This window comes from Streptomyces sp. C1-1, assembly GCF_050214755.1.
Taxonomy (GTDB): domain Bacteria; phylum Actinomycetota; class Actinomycetes; order Streptomycetales; family Streptomycetaceae; genus Streptomyces.
The window spans coordinates 1,785,709-1,800,776 of sequence record NZ_CP189826.1; the positions used below are offsets into that span (position 1 = coordinate 1,785,709).

The window sequence follows — 15,068 nt, forward strand, 5'->3', positions numbered from 1 at the left end:
GTCGTGCTCATGCACGCATCGTGGGTGATGCTGGAGTGACGGCGCAACAGAGTTTTCCGCGTCCGAAAACGCCCTGGAAAGCCCCGGGAAACCCCCCTGAGAAGCCCCGGGAGACCCCGGGAAGGAGGAGATTACCGAGCCGGAACGTACCGGTACGCACCCTTGTGCGAAGCGGCACGAGGGTCTTGGGTGGGACGAGTGCCGCCGTCCGGGCGCCTGACGGGCCGGGCCGGCGGCACGGTGGAATCTCAGAAGGGATCCCGGTATGTCCGATTCAGCCACTGACTGCGGCGACTGTACGGAGCCTCGCACCGCCCTGTCCGAAGCCGAGGTGGAGGCCCTGGTCCGGGGCATCTGCTTCAAGACCGGCCCGCCCCGGGGCATCGGGGTCGAAGTGGAATGGCTCGTCCACGAGCTGCGCCGGCCGCAGCTGCCCGTCACATCCGAACAACTCGACGCGGCGTACGCCGCACTGCGGACCGTGCCCCTGAGGTCGGCGCTCACCAAAGAGCCCGGCGGCCAGCTGGAACTGAGCTCGCCGCCCGCCACCTCCCTGATGGAGTGCATCGGTACCGTCTCCGCCGATCTCGACGCCGTCCGTACGGCGCTCGCCGGGCACGGCCTCGGCCTCGTCGGCATCGGCCACGACCCCTGGCACCCGCCCCGCCGCTTCCTGCGTCAGCCGCGCTACGACGCCATGGAGGTCGCCCTGGACCGCACCGGTCCGGCCGGCCGGCGCATGATGTGCACCTCGGCCTCAGTCCAGGTGTGCCTGGACGCCGGGTACGAGGAGCCCGGACCGCTCGGCCACGGACGGCGCTGGTGGCTGGCGCACCAGCTGGGCGCGGTGCTCCTGGCCGCCTTCGCCAACTCCCCGCTGACCGGCGGACGGCCCACGGGCTGGCGCTCCACCCGGCAGCTGACGTGGATGGAGATCGGCGCCGGCCGGGCGGGCGGGCCCGCGCTGGACGGCGATCCGCGCAGGGCCTGGGCCCGGCACGTCATGGACGCCCCGGTGATGTGCGTCCGGCGCGAGAGCGGCCCCTGGGACGTCCCCGAGGGGCTCACGTTCCGCGAGTGGGTCCGCTCGAAGGTGCCCAGGGCGCCGACGCGCGAGGACCTCGACTACCACATCACGACGCTGTTCCCGCCGGTCAGGCCGCGCGGCTTCCTGGAGCTGCGCATGATCGACGCGCAGCCGGGCGACGACGGCTGGATCGTGCCGCTCGCCGTGATCACCGCGCTGTTCGAGGACCCGGAGGCCGCGGAGACCGCCTACCGGCTGGTCAAGCCCCTGGCCGAGCGTTCCACGGGGCGTCCGGCGCCGCACAACCCGCTGTGGACCGACGCGGCCCGCCACGGCCTGGCCGACCCCGAGCTGCAGGAGACGGCCGTCGGCTGCTTCGCCGCGGCTCTGGAGGCGCTGCCCCGGATCGGCGCCACCGAGCAGGTCACGGACGTCGTGACCGCGTACCTGGAGCGCTACGTCCGCAAGGGCCGAACCCCTGCCGACGATCTGCTGGACCGCCTGCGCGAGACGAGCCCTCGCGCCCACGGGAAGGACCTGAGCACATGACCGACCCCGCCATCGACGAACCCCATATCGATGCGGAAGCACTCCGGGAACGGGCGCTGACCACCCTCACCACCGCCCGCACCCGCACCACGCTGCTGACCAGCTGCGTCGAGGACCCCGACCTGACCACCCAGCACTCCCCCCTGATGTCGCCGCTGGTCTGGGACCTGGCGCACATCGGCAACCAGGAGGAGCTCTGGCTGCTGCGGGCCGTCGCCGGCCGGGACGCGATGCGCCCCGAGATCGACGGCCTCTACGACGCCTTCGAGCACCCCCGCTCCGAACGCCCCTCGCTGCCGCTGCTGCCGCCCGCCGAGGCCCGCGCGTACGCGGCCGAGGTGCGGGGCCGGGTGATGGACGTGCTGGAGCGCGCCGACTTCCACGGCACGCGGCTGACCCAGGCGGGCTTCGCCTTCGGGATGATCGCCCAGCACGAACAGCAGCACGACGAGACGATGCTGATCACCCATCAGCTCCGCAAGGGCCCGCAGGCCCTGACCGCCCCCGACCCGGAGCCGGTGCCGCTGTTCACGGGCCCGGCCGAAGTCCTCGTCCCGGGCGGCCCGTTCACCATGGGCACCTCCACCGAACCGTGGGCGCTGGACAACGAACGCCCGGCGCACCGCCGCGAGGTGGCGCCCTTCCACATCGACACCACACCCGTGACGAACGGCGCCTACCAGGCGTTCATCGAGGACGGTGGCTACGACAACGAGCGCTGGTGGACGGCCGAGGGCTGGGCCCACGTGCGCAAGAACTCCCTGTACGCACCGCTGTTCTGGCGCCGTGACGGCAAGCAGTGGCTGCGGCGCCGCTTCGGGGTGACGGAGGTCGTGCCGCCGGACGAGCCGGTCGTGCACGTGTGCTGGTACGAGGCCGACGCCTACGCCCGCTGGGCCGGCCGGCGACTGCCCACCGAGGCCGAGTGGGAGAAGGCCGCCCGCCACGACCCGGCGACCGGCCGCTCGACGCGCTACCCGTGGGGCGACGCCGACCCGGCGCCCGAGCACGCCAACCTCGGCCAGCGGCACCTGCGCCCGGCACCCGCCGGCAGCTACCCGGCCGGTGAGTCACCGCTCGGCGTACGGCAGTTGATCGGTGACGTGTGGGAGTGGACGGCGAGCGACTTCCTGCCCTACCCGGGCTTCCAGGCCTTCCCGTACAAGGAGTACTCGGAGGTGTTCTTCGGGCCGGAGTACAAGGTGCTGCGCGGCGGGTCGTTCGCCGTGGACCAGGTCGCCTGCCGGGGCACGTTCCGCAACTGGGACTACCCGATCCGGCGGCAGATCTTCTCCGGGTTCCGCACCGCGCGCTCCGTGGGGGACGCCTGATGTGCCGTCACCTGGCCTATCTGGGGCCGCAGGAGACGCTCGGCGCCCTTCTCGTGGAGCCGGCGCACAGCCTCTACCGCCAGTCGTGGGCGCCGCGGCACCAGCGCTACGGGACCGTCAACGCCGATGGTTTCGGCGTGGGTTGGTACGCCGAGGGCGATCCGGTGCCGGCCCGGTACCGCCGTGCCGGACCGATCTGGGCGGACCTGTCCTTCGCCGACCTGGCCCGGGTCGTCCGCGGCGGCGCCCTGCTGGCCGCCGTACGCGACGCGACCCTGTCGGGCGCGGACGCGGAGGCCGCGGCGGCCCCGTACACCGCCGGGCCCTGGCTGTTCAGCCACAACGGTGCCGTCAGGGGCTGGCCGCAGTCGCTCGCGCTCCTGGTGGAGCGGCTGCCCGCCGTCGACGTGCTGTCCCTGGAGGCCCGCAACGACTCGGCGCTCGTCTGGGCGCTGGTCCTGGCGCGGCTGCGCGACGGCGACGACGAGGGGCAGGCGCTGGCCGACACGGTGCTGGAGGTCGCCGAGGCGGCCCCCGGCTCCCGCCTGAACCTGCTGCTCACCAACGGCGAATCGATCACCGCGACCACCTGGGGCGACACCCTCTGGTACCTGTCCCGGCCCGGCCGCGGCACCGTCGTGGCCTCCGAGCCCTACGACGACGACCCGCACTGGCAAGAGGTCCCCGACCGCACCCTTCTCGCGGCGAGCGGCACGGACGTGCTGCTCACCCCGCTCAAGGAGCCGAGCGACAACTTGGCCACCGCACTGCCGAAGGAGCCCCGTACGTGAGTCCGTTCCTTCTCACCCGCACCCTGCCCGAGGACGCCACGGACGCCGCGCTGCGCGCCGACGTCCTGCACGGTCTGACCGGCAATCCGAAGACGCTGCCGCCGAAGTGGTTCTACGACGCCCACGGCAGCGAGCTGTTCGAGCAGATCACCGAACTGCCCGAGTACTACCCCACGCGCGCCGAGCGCGAGATCCTCATCACCCGCGCCGGCGAGATCGCCTCGGCGACGCGGGCCCGCACCCTGGTCGAACTCGGCTCCGGTTCGTCGGACAAGACGCGTCACCTGCTCGACGCGTTGACCGGACTGCACACGTACGTCCCGGTGGACGTCAGCGAGAGCGCGCTCACCCAGGCCGGGCAGGCGCTCGTGGCGCAACGTCCCGGACTGAGCGTGCACGCCCTGATCGCCGACTTCACGGCATCACTGGCCCTGCCCGACACACCCGGGCCCCGCCTCCTGGCGTTCCTGGGCGGCACGATCGGCAACCTGCTCCCCGCCGAACGGGCCGTGTTCCTGACCTCGATCCGCTCCCTCCTCTCCCCGGGCGACGCGCTGCTGCTCGGCACCGACCTGGTCAAGGACGAGAAGGTGCTCGTCGAGGCGTACGACGACGCGGCGGGCGTGACGGCCGCCTTCAACAAGAACGTCCTGTCCGTCGTCAACCGCGAACTCCACGCCGACTTCGACCCCGACGCCTACGAGCACGTGGCGCTGTGGGACGCGGAGAACGAGTGGATCGAGATGCGACTGCGCTCGCGCGCGGAACAGACGGTGAAGATCCCGGCCCTGGACCTGGCCGTGGACTTCGCCGAGGGCGAGGAGTTGCGCACCGAGGTGTCGGCGAAGTTCCGCAAGGACGGCGTACGCGCCGAACTGGACGCCGTGGGCCTGGAACTGGCCCGCTGGTGGACGGACGAGGCGGGACGGTTCGCGCTGTCGTTGAGCGTCGCGCGCTGACCGACGGGGGCGAACGCGCCGACCGACGGCGGCAAACGCGCTGCCCGACGGCGCAAAGGGGCGGGTGACGGCGACGTCACCCGCCCCTTTCACCGCCGCCCGGATGCACCAGCACCTGGACATCGGCCAGGGCGAGGTCGACCGGGACGGCTTCTTCGGCACGCTGCGTGAGCTGGACTTCGACGGCGTCGCCACGGCCTGCGTGGCCGCCTGGGAGGAGCGGGCCCGGGAGTCCTCGGCGTTCATGGTGGACCGCATCACTAAGGAGCTCGCCCCGTAGCCGGTCAGCCCAGGCTGTTCAGCACGTCCGTGATGCGCCGGGAGGCGCGGCGGGCCTCGGTCGCCGGGTCGGCTCCGGTGAGCACCTTGGTCATGTAGGGCTTGATCGGGTTGTCGGCCTCGACCGCGCCCCACTGGGGCGTGGCCGGCGTCGCCCGTCCCTGGGCGGCCCCGGCCGCCATGGCCGCGACGCCCTCCTCGCCGGCGACGGCCTTGGCGAGGGCCTTGCGGTTGGGGACGTAGTTCATGGTCCGGGCCAGTTCGGTGTCCCATGTCGCGCCGGTGAGCGCGGCGACCACGGCCACGGCGCCGTCCCGCTCGCGCGTGTTGTTCGGTACGACGAGGTCGGAGCCGCCGGTGAAGACGGCGCCGGGGCGGTGCGCGCTCCGGCCGGGGACGGGGAAGAAGCCGATCTTCTCCTTCAGGCCGGGGTTCTGCTGGACGATGGCCCGGGCCTGACCCGGCACCGCGACGATCTGCGCCACCTTTCCCTGGGCGAACACGCCCGCCTGCGGCGGGTGTTCCTCGTCGGAGCCGACGGGGCCGTGGCCGAGCGCCTGCAGGCGCCGGTAGAAGTCCATGCCGCGCAGGGCCGCCGGGGTGTCCAGGGTGCCCCGCCAGCCGCCGCCGTCCTGGTCGCCGGCGAGGTCGCCGCCCTCGTCCCAGATGAAGCCGGCGAGGGTGTACCAGTCCTGTCCGGCGAGGTAGATGCCCTGTACGTCGCCGGAGTCGAGCCGCCGCGTCGCGGTGAGCCAATCGTCGCGGGTGCGCGGCGGAGCCGTGACGCCGGCCTTGGCGAACAGGTCCTTGCGGTAGATGACGACGCGGTTGGCCGCGTACCAGGGAATGCCGTACTGGTGGGCGGTCTGCTGGCCGGGCTCGGCGAGGCCGGGCAGCCAGTCGCTCCTTCCCCAGCGCAGTGACTCGAGCGTCAGGTCCAGCAGCCGGTCGCCCTCCACGTACTGCGGGACCTGGGTGTTGCCGACCTCGATGACGTCGGGTCCGTGGCCGGAATCGGAGTCGAGGGCGGCCTGCACCTTCGCGCCGATGCCGGTCCACTGCTGGATGCGGATGTCGAGCCTGAGGTCGGTGTGTTCGTGCTCGAACCGCTCGGTGAAGCGGCGGAGGAAGTCATGGGAGGCGCTGTCCTTCATCAGCCACACGGTGACCGTGCGCCGGTCGGCGTTGCCGGGGACGAGTCCACAGGCGCCGACGAGGCCGGCCGGGGCCAGGGCGAGCAGGCTGCGACGTCTCACGAGGGGTCCTGTTCTGTCTGCGGACAGGGAAGGGGGCCCGGCGTGGGGGGACGAGCGCGGTGCTCGTACGGGTGTGCCCGGATTTTGGTATGGACCAATGCGGGGGGTCAAGAGGGGCAAGCGCCCCGAAGCAGACGTCTCGCGCTCCGCCGCAGCTTGGGGCACCGTGGAGTGACGCGTGACACACGTGACACTGCGGTCATCACGGCCGTACGGAGAGGAGCACCCGCATGTCGAACCACACGTATCGGGTCACGGAGATCGTCGGCACCTCCCCCGACGGTGTCGACGAGGCCATCCGCAACGGCATCGGCCGCGCCTCGCACACCCTGCGCAACCTGGACTGGTTCGAGGTCACCCAGGTGCGCGGCCAGATCGAGGAGGGCCGGATCGCGCACTGGCAGGTCGGCCTGAAGGTGGGGTTCCGGCTGGAGGAGGAGTCGGACTGACGGCCCCGCGGGCAGCGCGGAAGCTCACCCCTTCGGCCGGCAGGCGGCGCTCAGGTACGCCCTTCCCGCTCCTGTGCCACCGTCAGCTCCGTCGACGGGGCCGCCCACCGCGCCCGTACGACCCTGAACCCCGCCCGTTCGGCGTCGTCGCACACCAGCTCGTCGTCGTCGACGAACAGGCGGATCTCACGGGTGCGGGCGAGGCGGCGCAGGACCTCCAGCTTGGTGCGGCGGGCTGGCCTGCGGTCGTCGTTGCGCCGCATGTGGACCCGTCCCTCGGGCAGTCCCTGCGCGGCGAGCCAGTCCAGCGTGTCGCGCCGGCAGCGCTCGGGACGTCCGGTGAGGTAGACGACCTCGCACTCCTCACCGCTCTCCAGCACCAGCGCGACGCCCTCGGCGATCGGGGGATCGTCGGTGGCGGCCGCGAAGAAACCGTCCCAGTCGCGCGGCTTGCGCTCGAGGAACCGTTGCCGGTGCGCGGTGTCGGCGAGGGTGTTGTCCAGGTCGAACACGGCGAGGGGGCGTGCGCTGCTGTCGGTCACCCCACCACCCTAGGCGCCGCTCACATGGCCCAGCCGAGGGACTGACGGGGCTCCCGCTCGGCACCGGTGGCGGCCGTGCCCTCGACGTCGTGCTCGGCGAGGGCCACCAGCTGCCGGCCGAGATCGTTCAGGGCCCGGCCCGCGGCCAGCTCGTCGCCGATCTCCGGCACGTCCGAGTCCGCGGGGTTGCGGTGGGCGATCCCGTGGCCGGTGAGCGTGGTCGTACCGGTGTCCAGCACGACATGCGCCTTGGTCGTCCTCTCCTCCTCGAAGAGATGGAGACGCATCTTCCACTCACTGGTGTGCGCCATGGCGTCCCTCCTTCCACCGGCGGGCTCCTCGCCCGGTGCGGGGCCTGCCCGCCCCGCACCTCCATGCTCGGACGCCCGCGGGACCCTGTCACCCGACGCGGCCGGGGAACCGTTGCCTACATGTGGCCGGGGGAGACACCGGCCGGAAGCGGCCGGGAGTCGTCCAGGCGGTGGATCAGCGCGTCGGTGACGGCCACGACGCCGTCGACACGGCGGGCGACGAGCACCGCGAGCCCGGCGTCGCTGCGCCGCTCCACATGCCCGCGCAGTCTCACCACGCCGCCGGTGACACCGACGTCCACCAGGTAGCGGGGCTGGCAGAGCGCCGAGGCCACCTGGTCGCCGACGTCACGGCGGATGTCCTCGTCCGGGCGCAGGAAGACCCGGAGCAGGTCGCCGCGGGTGACGATGCCCGCCAGCCGGCCCTGCGGGTCCACCACGGGCAGACGTTTCACGCCGTGCCGCCGCATCCTGCGCGCCGCCTCGGTCACCGGCTCGTCGAGCGCGGCGGTGACAGCGGGCCCGGTCATGAGGTCTTCCGCGGTAGTGGCGCGCGCCTTCGCCGCTGCCGCCCGTGCGGAGCGGGTCAGCCGGGGCAGCCGCCGGCGCCTGCCCCGCCGTATGTCGTCCTGCGCGGCCTGCCGCTGGAGCAGGTCGGTCTCGGAGATCACCCCGAGGACCCGCTCCCCGTCGTCCACCACGGGCAGTCCGCTGATGCGATGCTCCGCCAGCAGCCCGGCCACCGTCTTGAACGACGCGTCGGGAGTCGTGCGCACCACCTCCCGGGTCATCACGTCCTCGATCGTGCGGTGTCTCATCGTCTTTCCTCCTGCTCCTTCCGGACTTCGGGTGGGGATGTCGGCCGTCCGCGCTCAGCCGGCGGGGACGAGGTAGACCGGGCAGTGCGCGCGGTGCAGCAGCGCGTGGGTGACCGGGCCGAGGCGCGGCGCGGGCCGCCGGCCGTGCGGACGGTGTGCCGTGATCACGACGGCGTCGGCCGCGCGCGTGGCCTCCACCAGGGACTCGGCCGCGCCGCCCCACACGGTGTCGGTCTCGACCCCGACCCCCGGGTACTTCTCCCTCAGCGTGGCGACGGCCGTCCGGGGCACCGCCGACTGCTTGCGGGCCTTGGTCTCCAGCTCCGCCCGCAGCCGCTCGGCGGAGACCACGGGACCGGCACCCGACGTCGCCGGCAGGACACAGCTGTGCAGCACCCGGACCCGGGCGCCCCGCTGCTGCGCCTGCTCGAAGGCGAACCGGGCCGCCTCGGTCTCGGTGTCGGTGCCCACGCCCACCAGTACGACGCCGTGTTCCAGGCCGCCGTACGCCGCCTCGCCCCGCACCACCAGCAACGGGCTCGGGCAGCAGCCGGCGAGCCGCCGGCTCACCGAGCCGGACACCAGTCCGGTGATCTCGCTCAGGCCGCGGCTGCCGATGACGGTCAGCGCGGCGTGCTCGCCCCGGCGCATCAGCTCCGCCGCCGCCGGATGCGGGCTCAGGGTGGCCGTCACGTCCAGTTCCGGAGCCTGCTCGCGCACGCGCGCGACGGCGGACTCCAGCACGGTGTGCGCCCGCTCCAGGAGGGAGGACGTCTCCGGCCCCGGGCCGCCCGGTCGTCCCTCGTGTGCGCCGTGCCTGGCCCACGGCCAGCCGTGCAGGATCTCCAGCGGAGCCCGGCGCGCCCCCGCCTCCGCGACCGCCTGGTCCAGGGCCCGGAGCGCCTCTTCGGATCCGTCCACGCCCGCCAGCACATGGCCGTGCAGGGCGGGCCGGGGCGCGTACCTGCTGTAGTCCCAGAGGCTTTCGCGCTCGTGCGTCATGACCACTCCTCTCCTGGCCCACAAGGCCGTCGGGCGCGCCCGGCACGCACCTGCCCACGCGTTGGTCCCTCTCGTCACTTCCAGCCTCGTGAGGCGGCGGCACACCGTGCTTGGGCCCAACGGGCACGAGCCGAGCCACTCGGCCCACGCCGTCCGCGGAGCCGCCGGGCGTCGTGCCGAGGGACACGGCCGGCGTCGGGCGGGTCGGGCGGCGGACGCCCGAAGGGGCCGAACGGCCCTGCGTGACGGCCCCTTTCGGCCCTGGTACGCCGCCCGGGCAGCCGTACGCTGGAATCAGCCTGCGGGGCGAGCGAGGGAGCGCATCCGGGACACCACCTTCAACAGGGGACAGGAGCCCTTGTCAACGGAAGGTGCGACGGATGGGCTGAGAGGCCGGAAGGTCGAAGGACCGGACGGCGACCTCCATCACCTGATCCGGACCATGCCGGCGAAGGGAGCCCACCTCGCAGGTTCTGTCGTGCCCGGGGGGCAACCTTTGGGCTGCCCTCGGCACCGTCCTTCCTCGTGCCGCGCAACGGGGCGGACATCCGGGCCCGGTTCTGACCCGACCGACCCGGTGGGGTGGGGCCCCGGACGGATGGATCATGCTTCTCCCATGGCATCCCGGTTCTCCGCCCCCCGCACCACTCTGATCGGCGCGGCCCAGCAGCGCCCCTGCACGCTCGTCGTCTGCCGGGGCTGTTGCTGCGGCGATCCACGCAAACACCCGGGCAGCGACCACGTCTGGCAACTGGAGCGGCTGCGCGCCGCGGCGGCCGAGTCCGGCTTCCAGGTCCGTACGACGGACTGCCTCGGCCCCTGCGACCAGGCCAACGTCATCGTCGTGCAGCCGTCGGCCGCGGGGCGGCGGGCGGGCGGCCGGGCCACCTGGGTCGGCTTCGCGATGGACGACGACTGCACCCAGGAGGTCATCGACTGGGCCGCGGCGGGCGGCCCGGGCCTCGCCGAGCCCCCGGTGACCCTGGAGCTGCAGTTCATCCGCCCGCCACGCGACGCCCGGACACGCAGCCGCCGCTGAGGCCCGACTTCTAGGCGAGGCCGCCGTTGCTCATCAGGAGTTGGCCGTTGATCCAGCCACCCTCCGCGGAGCACAGGAAGTCCACCAGGTGCGCGGTGTCCCTCGGTGTGCCCAGCCGGCCGAGCGGGGTGGCACGCACGCAGTGCTCGCGGACCTCCTCCGTCATCCAACCGGTGTCGACGGGACCGGGGTTGATCACGTTGGCGGTCACGCCGAGTCCGGAGAGCTCGTGGGCGGCTGCCAGGGTGATGCGGTCGAGGGCACCCTTGCTCGCCCCGTAGGGCAGGTTGCCGACGGTGTGGTCGCTGGTGAGGGCGATGATCCGGCCGGCTCCCGCGCCTCCGGCGAAGCGACGCCCGAACTCGCGGATGAGCAGCCAGGTGGCGCGGGCGTTGACGGCGAAGTGCCGGTCGAAACTCTCGACGGTCGTCTCGAGCAGTCCGGAGTCGACCGACTCGCAATGGCACATCACCAGTGCGGTGACCCCGCCCAGCCGCCGCTCGGCCTCCTCGAAGACGCGGGCCGGGGTCTCAGGGTCGGCGAGGTCCGCCTCGATCGCCGCCGTGGACGCGCCGCGTCCGTTCAGGTCCGCGATGATCGCCGCGGTGGCGCCGGCTTCTCTGCCCCAGGTCATGCGGTCGTCGTAGGGAGTCCAGTAGGTGAAGGCGACGTCCCAGCCCGACGCGGCCAGGCGGCGGGCGATCCCCGCGCCGATGCCGGCCGTGCGGCCCACGCCGGTGATCAGGGCGACGGGGCGCACGGCGGCCCCGCCGGGCACGGTGGCGTCTTGATCGGCAGTCGTCGTCACGATGGGAGATCGTCCCGGGGCGGCCTCGGGGCGTCAACGGCTTTTCCCGGCGCCCCGGACGCGGTGCGCGCCCGCGGACCGGCCCCCCGGGGTGGCGGCGTCAGGAATCCTGGGGGCCGCCCGGTGTTGAACCCTGTATGAGTTCCCTGATCGCCCAGACCCGTTTCTCCGTGCTCGACCGCTCCCGCACCCGCGAGGGCCGCACGAACGCCGAGGCGCTGCGGGACACGGTTCGGCTGGCGCAGGAGCTGGAGGGACTCGGCTACCGGCGGCTGTGGGTGTCGGAGCACCACGGTGTGCCCGGGGTCGCCGGGTCCGCGCCGACCGTGCTGGCCGCCGCCGTCGCGGCCGCGACGCGCACGATCCGGGTCGGCACCGGAGGCGTGATGCTGCCCAATCACCGGCCTCTGGTCGTGGCCGAGCAGTTCGGGGTGCTGGAGTCCCTCTTCCCGGGACGCATCGACATGGGGCTGGGGAGGTCGGTGGGCTTCACCGACGGTGTGCGCCGGGCGCTGGGCCGGGACAAGGAGGCCGCCGAGGACTTCGCGGGGCAGCTCGACGAACTGCTCGGCTGGTTCCGTGGCAACTCCCCCACCGGCGTCCACGCCCGCCCCGCCGAGGGCCTGACCGTGCCGCCGTTCGTGCTCGCGATGGGCGAGGGCGCCGACATCGCGGCCCGCGCGGGCCTGCCGATGGTGATCGGCGACCTCCGCAACCGGGAGAAGATGCTGCGCGGCATCGACCGCTACCGCGCCGGCTTCCGCCCCTCCCCCTGGGCGGCGCAACCGTACGTCGTCGTCTCCGGCACGATCGCCGTGGCCGCCACGCCCGAGGAGGCCCGCCGCCTGCTGATTCCGGAGGCCTGGTCGATGGCGTACTCCCGCACCCGCGGGACGTTCCCGCCCCTGCCGCCCGCCGAGCGCGTCGAGGCCCTGACGATGACCGCGAAGGAGCGCGGCTTCTACGAGGCCGGGCTCGCCGGACATGTCGCGGGCACCGAGGAGCAGGTCACGGACGAGCTGGAGACGGTGCTGAAGGAGACGGCAGCCCAGGAGGTGCTGGTCACCACGAGCACGTACGACCGGGCGGCGCTGGTCGACTCGTACCGCCGGCTGTCGCGGATCTTCGGCGGGTGACGCGGCGCGACCGCATAGAATCGCGGGGTTTGCAACGCAGCAACGGAGCTTCCCACATGCCCACCCCCCACGACCCGTACGTCCGTGTCCGCGGCGCCCGCGAGCACAACCTCAAGGGCGTGGACGTCGACATCCCGCGGGACGTGGTGACCGTGTTCACCGGCGTGTCCGGTTCCGGGAAGTCGTCGCTGGCGTTCGGCACGATCTACGCGGAGGCGCAGCGGCGCTACTTCGAGTCCGTCGCCCCGTACGCGCGCCGGCTGATCCACCAGGTGGGCGCGCCGAGGGTCGGCGAGATCACCGGTCTGCCGCCCGCGGTCTCGCTCCAGCAGCGGCGCTCCGCGCCGACGTCCCGCTCCTCGGTCGGCACGGTCACCAACCTCTCCAACTCCCTGCGCATGCTGTTCTCCCGCGCCGGCTCCTACCCGCCGGGCGCCGAACGCCTCGACTCGGACGCCTTCTCCCCCAACACCGCCGTCGGCGCCTGCCCGGAGTGCCACGGCCTGGGCCGAGTGCACCGGACGAGCGAGGAGTCGCTGGTCCCCGATCCGTCGCTGTCGATCCGCGAGGGCGCGATCGCCGCCTGGCCGGGCGCCTGGCAGGGCAAGAACCTGCGCGACATCCTCGACGCGCTCGGATACGACGTGGACCGGCCGTGGCGCGAACTGCCCGCGGGGCAGCGCGAGTGGATCCTGTTCACGGACGAGCAGCCGGTCGTCACCGTGCACCCGGTCCGCGACGCGGACCGCATCCAACGCCCCTACCAGGGCACGTACATGAGCGCCCGCCGCTACGTCATGAAGACGTTCGCCGACTCCAAGAGCCCCGCACTGCGAGCCAGGGCGGAGAGCTTCCTGGTCGCCGCCCCCTGTCCGGCCTGCGGCGGCGCCAGGCTCCGCCCGGAGGCGCTGGCGGTGACCTTCGCGGGCCGCACCATCGCGGAGATGGCGGCCCTGCCCCTGGTCGACCTGGCCGATCTCCTGGTCGGCGAGGACGAGCCCGCCCGCGTGCTCACCGACGACCTGCGCTCCCGCATCGCACCGGTCCTGGAACTCGGCCTCGGCTACCTCGGCCTGGACCGCGCCACGCCCACCCTCTCCGCGGGCGAGCTCCAACGGCTGCGTCTGGCCACGCAGTTGCGCTCCGGACTGTTCGGTGTCGTGTACGTCCTCGACGAGCCGTCCGCCGGCCTGCACCCGGCGGACACCGAGGCCCTGCTGACCGTGCTGGAGCGGCTGAAGACGGCCGGGAACACGGTGTTCGTGGTCGAGCACCACCTCGACGTGGTGCGCGGCGCCGACTGGCTGGTGGACGTGGGGCCGCGCGCCGGGGAGCACGGCGGGCAGGTCCTGCACAGCGGCCCCGTGGCGGAGCTCGCCGGGGTGGAGCAGTCCGCGACGGCCCGCCATCTCTTCCGCCGCTCCCCCGCGCCCCGACGTCAACCACGCCTCGCCCGAGGGCAGTTGAAGGTGGGCCCCATCACCCGGCACAACCTGCGGGCGGTCACGGCCGAGTTCCCGCTCGGCGTGTTCACCGCGGTCACCGGCGTCTCCGGGTCCGGGAAGTCCACGCTGATCGGCGAGATCACCGAGGACCTGCCGGGCGTGCGACGGCTGGTCTCGGTCGACCAGAAGCCCATCGGCCGCACCCCGCGCTCCAACCTCGCCACCTACACGGGCCTGTTCGACGTCGTGCGCAAGGAGTTCGCGGCCACCGAGGAGGCCGCCAGGCGCGGTTACGGCGTCGGGCGGTTCTCCTTCAACGTCGCGGAAGGCCGCTGCGAGACCTGCCAGGGCGAGGGCTTCGTCAGCGTGGAACTGCTGTTCCTGCCGAGCACCTACGCGCCGTGCCCGGACTGCGGCGGGGCCCGCTACAACCCCGAGACGCTCGAAGTGACGTACCGGGGACGGAACATCGCGCAAGTGCTGGACCTCACGGTGGAAAAGGCCGCGGACTTCTTCTCCGGGACCCCGGCCGTGGCACGGAGCCTGCGCACGCTCCTCGACGTCGGCCTCGGCTATCTCAGCCTCGGACAGCCCGCGACGGAGCTGTCCGGCGGTGAGGCCCAGCGCATCAAGCTCGCGGCCGAGCTGCAGCGCGGCCGCCGCGGCCACACCCTCTACCTCCTCGACGAACCGACGACCGGCCTCCACCCCGCCGACGTGGAGGTCCTGATGCGGCAACTGCACGGTCTGGTGGACGCGGGCCACACGGTGATCGTCGTCGAGCACGACATGTCGGTCGTGGCGGGCGCGGACTGGGTGATCGATCTGGGGCCGGGCGGCGGGGACGCGGGCGGACGGATCGTGGCGGCCGGGCGGCCGGCGGAGGTGGCGGCGGTGGCGGGCAGCGCCACGGCGCCCTACCTGGCGCGGGCGCTGGACCCCCACACCCGCTGAATCATGGTGGCGAGGATCGCGGTCGCGGCGAGGCTGCCCACCATGACCATGATCACCCCGACCATGAACAGACCGCTGGAGTCGTCCGACCAGTCGAGGTAGGCGGCGAGCGTCAGGCCGGCCGTGGTGCCGAGCACGGCGCCCGCGATGTGGCTGCGGGAGGCCGCCCAGAACAGCGGCACGAGCAGGGTCAGCACCAGCCCGATCACCTGCCACGCCTGGTAGGGGCCGGTCGTCGTGCCGTCCGGCTGTACGTCGTAGTGCTGGTCCCAGCCCAGCCAGGCGGCCCACAGCGCGAGCGCTGCGCCGGCCGGCACGAGGACCGGCAGAAGTCGGGGCACGGGGTTCGTCAGTCCTTGGCTCATGCCCCAA

The 15,068-nt window shown here is 73.1% G+C and carries 15 protein-coding genes and 1 pseudogene; 9 read left to right on the top strand and 7 right to left on the bottom strand.

Annotated features, from left to right (window positions below):
- The first annotated feature begins 265 nt into the window (after window positions 1-265).
- The 5 genes and pseudogenes from egtA to ACQF4J_RS08185 form a co-directional block, all read left to right on the top strand.
- Window positions 266-1,576 (top strand): ergothioneine biosynthesis glutamate--cysteine ligase EgtA, encoded by a 1,311-nt coding sequence (egtA, locus tag ACQF4J_RS08165; protein WP_351572818.1) that lies wholly within the window; start codon window positions 266-268, stop codon window positions 1,574-1,576.
- Entirely contained in the window at window positions 1,573-2,907 is a 1,335-nt protein-coding gene (egtB, locus tag ACQF4J_RS08170; RefSeq protein WP_351572821.1) for an ergothioneine biosynthesis protein EgtB, read from the top strand. Before egtA ends, egtB begins: the two co-directional genes overlap by 4 nt.
- Window positions 2,907-3,698 carry an ergothioneine biosynthesis protein EgtC gene (gene egtC / locus ACQF4J_RS08175; RefSeq protein WP_351572824.1) on the top strand — a complete coding sequence of 264 codons (792 nt, stop codon included), beginning with the start codon at window positions 2,907-2,909 and terminating at the stop codon, window positions 3,696-3,698. The genes egtB and egtC overlap by 1 nt, the downstream gene beginning before the upstream one ends.
- Window positions 3,695-4,657, top strand: a complete 963-nt coding sequence (gene egtD, locus ACQF4J_RS08180) for an L-histidine N(alpha)-methyltransferase (protein ID WP_351572827.1) — start codon at window positions 3,695-3,697, stop codon at window positions 4,655-4,657. Before egtC ends, egtD begins: the two co-directional genes overlap by 4 nt.
- An 85-nt stretch (window positions 4,658-4,742) precedes the next feature.
- Window positions 4,743-4,937, top strand: a pseudogene (locus tag ACQF4J_RS08185) (sugar phosphate isomerase/epimerase); the annotation flags it as partial.
- A 4-nt stretch (window positions 4,938-4,941) separates the two neighbouring features.
- Here the strand turns inward: ACQF4J_RS08185 and ACQF4J_RS08190 are convergent.
- The gene (locus ACQF4J_RS08190; protein ID WP_351801981.1) at window positions 4,942-6,192 is read right to left on the bottom strand and encodes an extracellular solute-binding protein; all 1,251 of its coding nucleotides are present in this window, start codon (window positions 6,190-6,192) and stop codon (window positions 4,942-4,944) included.
- Window positions 6,193-6,422: 230 nt separating this feature from the next.
- Between ACQF4J_RS08190 and ACQF4J_RS08195 the strand changes: the two genes are divergently transcribed.
- Window positions 6,423-6,641: a dodecin gene (locus tag ACQF4J_RS08195; protein WP_351572832.1), complete on the top strand. Its 219-nt coding sequence runs from the start codon at window positions 6,423-6,425 to the stop codon at window positions 6,639-6,641.
- Window positions 6,642-6,691: 50 nt separating this feature from the next.
- On the opposite strand, the gene ACQF4J_RS08200 is transcribed toward ACQF4J_RS08195, so the two are convergent.
- The 4 genes from ACQF4J_RS08200 to ACQF4J_RS08215 form a co-directional block, all read right to left on the bottom strand.
- Window positions 6,692-7,183, bottom strand: coding sequence for an LNS2 domain-containing protein (locus ACQF4J_RS08200; RefSeq protein ID WP_427165373.1), 492 nt, complete (start codon window positions 7,181-7,183; stop codon window positions 6,692-6,694).
- A 20-nt stretch (window positions 7,184-7,203) separates the two neighbouring features.
- Complete coding sequence (locus ACQF4J_RS08205) at window positions 7,204-7,494, bottom strand: dsRBD fold-containing protein (protein ID WP_351572838.1); 291 nt, start codon at window positions 7,492-7,494, stop codon at window positions 7,204-7,206.
- 116 nt (window positions 7,495-7,610) lie between these two features.
- Window positions 7,611-8,312, bottom strand: a complete 702-nt coding sequence (locus tag ACQF4J_RS08210) for a CBS domain-containing protein (protein ID WP_351572840.1) — start codon at window positions 8,310-8,312, stop codon at window positions 7,611-7,613.
- Window positions 8,313-8,366: 54 nt separating this feature from the next.
- A complete protein-coding gene (locus ACQF4J_RS08215; protein WP_351572842.1) occupies window positions 8,367-9,314 on the bottom strand; it encodes a universal stress protein in 948 nt (315 codons plus the stop codon).
- 616 nt (window positions 9,315-9,930) lie between these two features.
- On the opposite strand from ACQF4J_RS08215, the gene ACQF4J_RS08220 reads away from it, so the two are divergent.
- Window positions 9,931-10,353 (top strand): (2Fe-2S) ferredoxin domain-containing protein, encoded by a 423-nt coding sequence (locus ACQF4J_RS08220; RefSeq protein ID WP_427165374.1) that lies wholly within the window; start codon window positions 9,931-9,933, stop codon window positions 10,351-10,353.
- A gap of 10 nt (window positions 10,354-10,363) precedes the next feature.
- Here the strand turns inward: ACQF4J_RS08220 and ACQF4J_RS08225 are convergent, their stop codons facing one another.
- The gene (locus ACQF4J_RS08225) at window positions 10,364-11,161 is read right to left on the bottom strand and encodes an SDR family oxidoreductase (protein WP_427165375.1); all 798 of its coding nucleotides are present in this window, start codon (window positions 11,159-11,161) and stop codon (window positions 10,364-10,366) included.
- Between the two features lie 137 nt (window positions 11,162-11,298).
- Between ACQF4J_RS08225 and ACQF4J_RS08230 the strand changes: the two genes are divergently transcribed.
- Window positions 11,299-12,297, top strand: coding sequence for an LLM class flavin-dependent oxidoreductase (locus ACQF4J_RS08230; RefSeq protein ID WP_427165376.1), 999 nt, complete (start codon window positions 11,299-11,301; stop codon window positions 12,295-12,297).
- 56 nt (window positions 12,298-12,353) lie between these two features.
- Window positions 12,354-14,696, top strand: a complete 2,343-nt coding sequence (locus ACQF4J_RS08235) for an excinuclease ABC subunit UvrA (protein ID WP_351801977.1) — start codon at window positions 12,354-12,356, stop codon at window positions 14,694-14,696.
- On the opposite strand, the gene ACQF4J_RS08240 is transcribed toward ACQF4J_RS08235, so the two are convergent.
- Window positions 14,660-15,061, bottom strand: coding sequence for a hypothetical protein (locus tag ACQF4J_RS08240; RefSeq protein ID WP_427165377.1), 402 nt, complete (start codon window positions 15,059-15,061; stop codon window positions 14,660-14,662). The genes ACQF4J_RS08235 and ACQF4J_RS08240 overlap by 37 nt on opposite strands.
- Window positions 15,062-15,068: the final 7 nt, after the last annotated feature.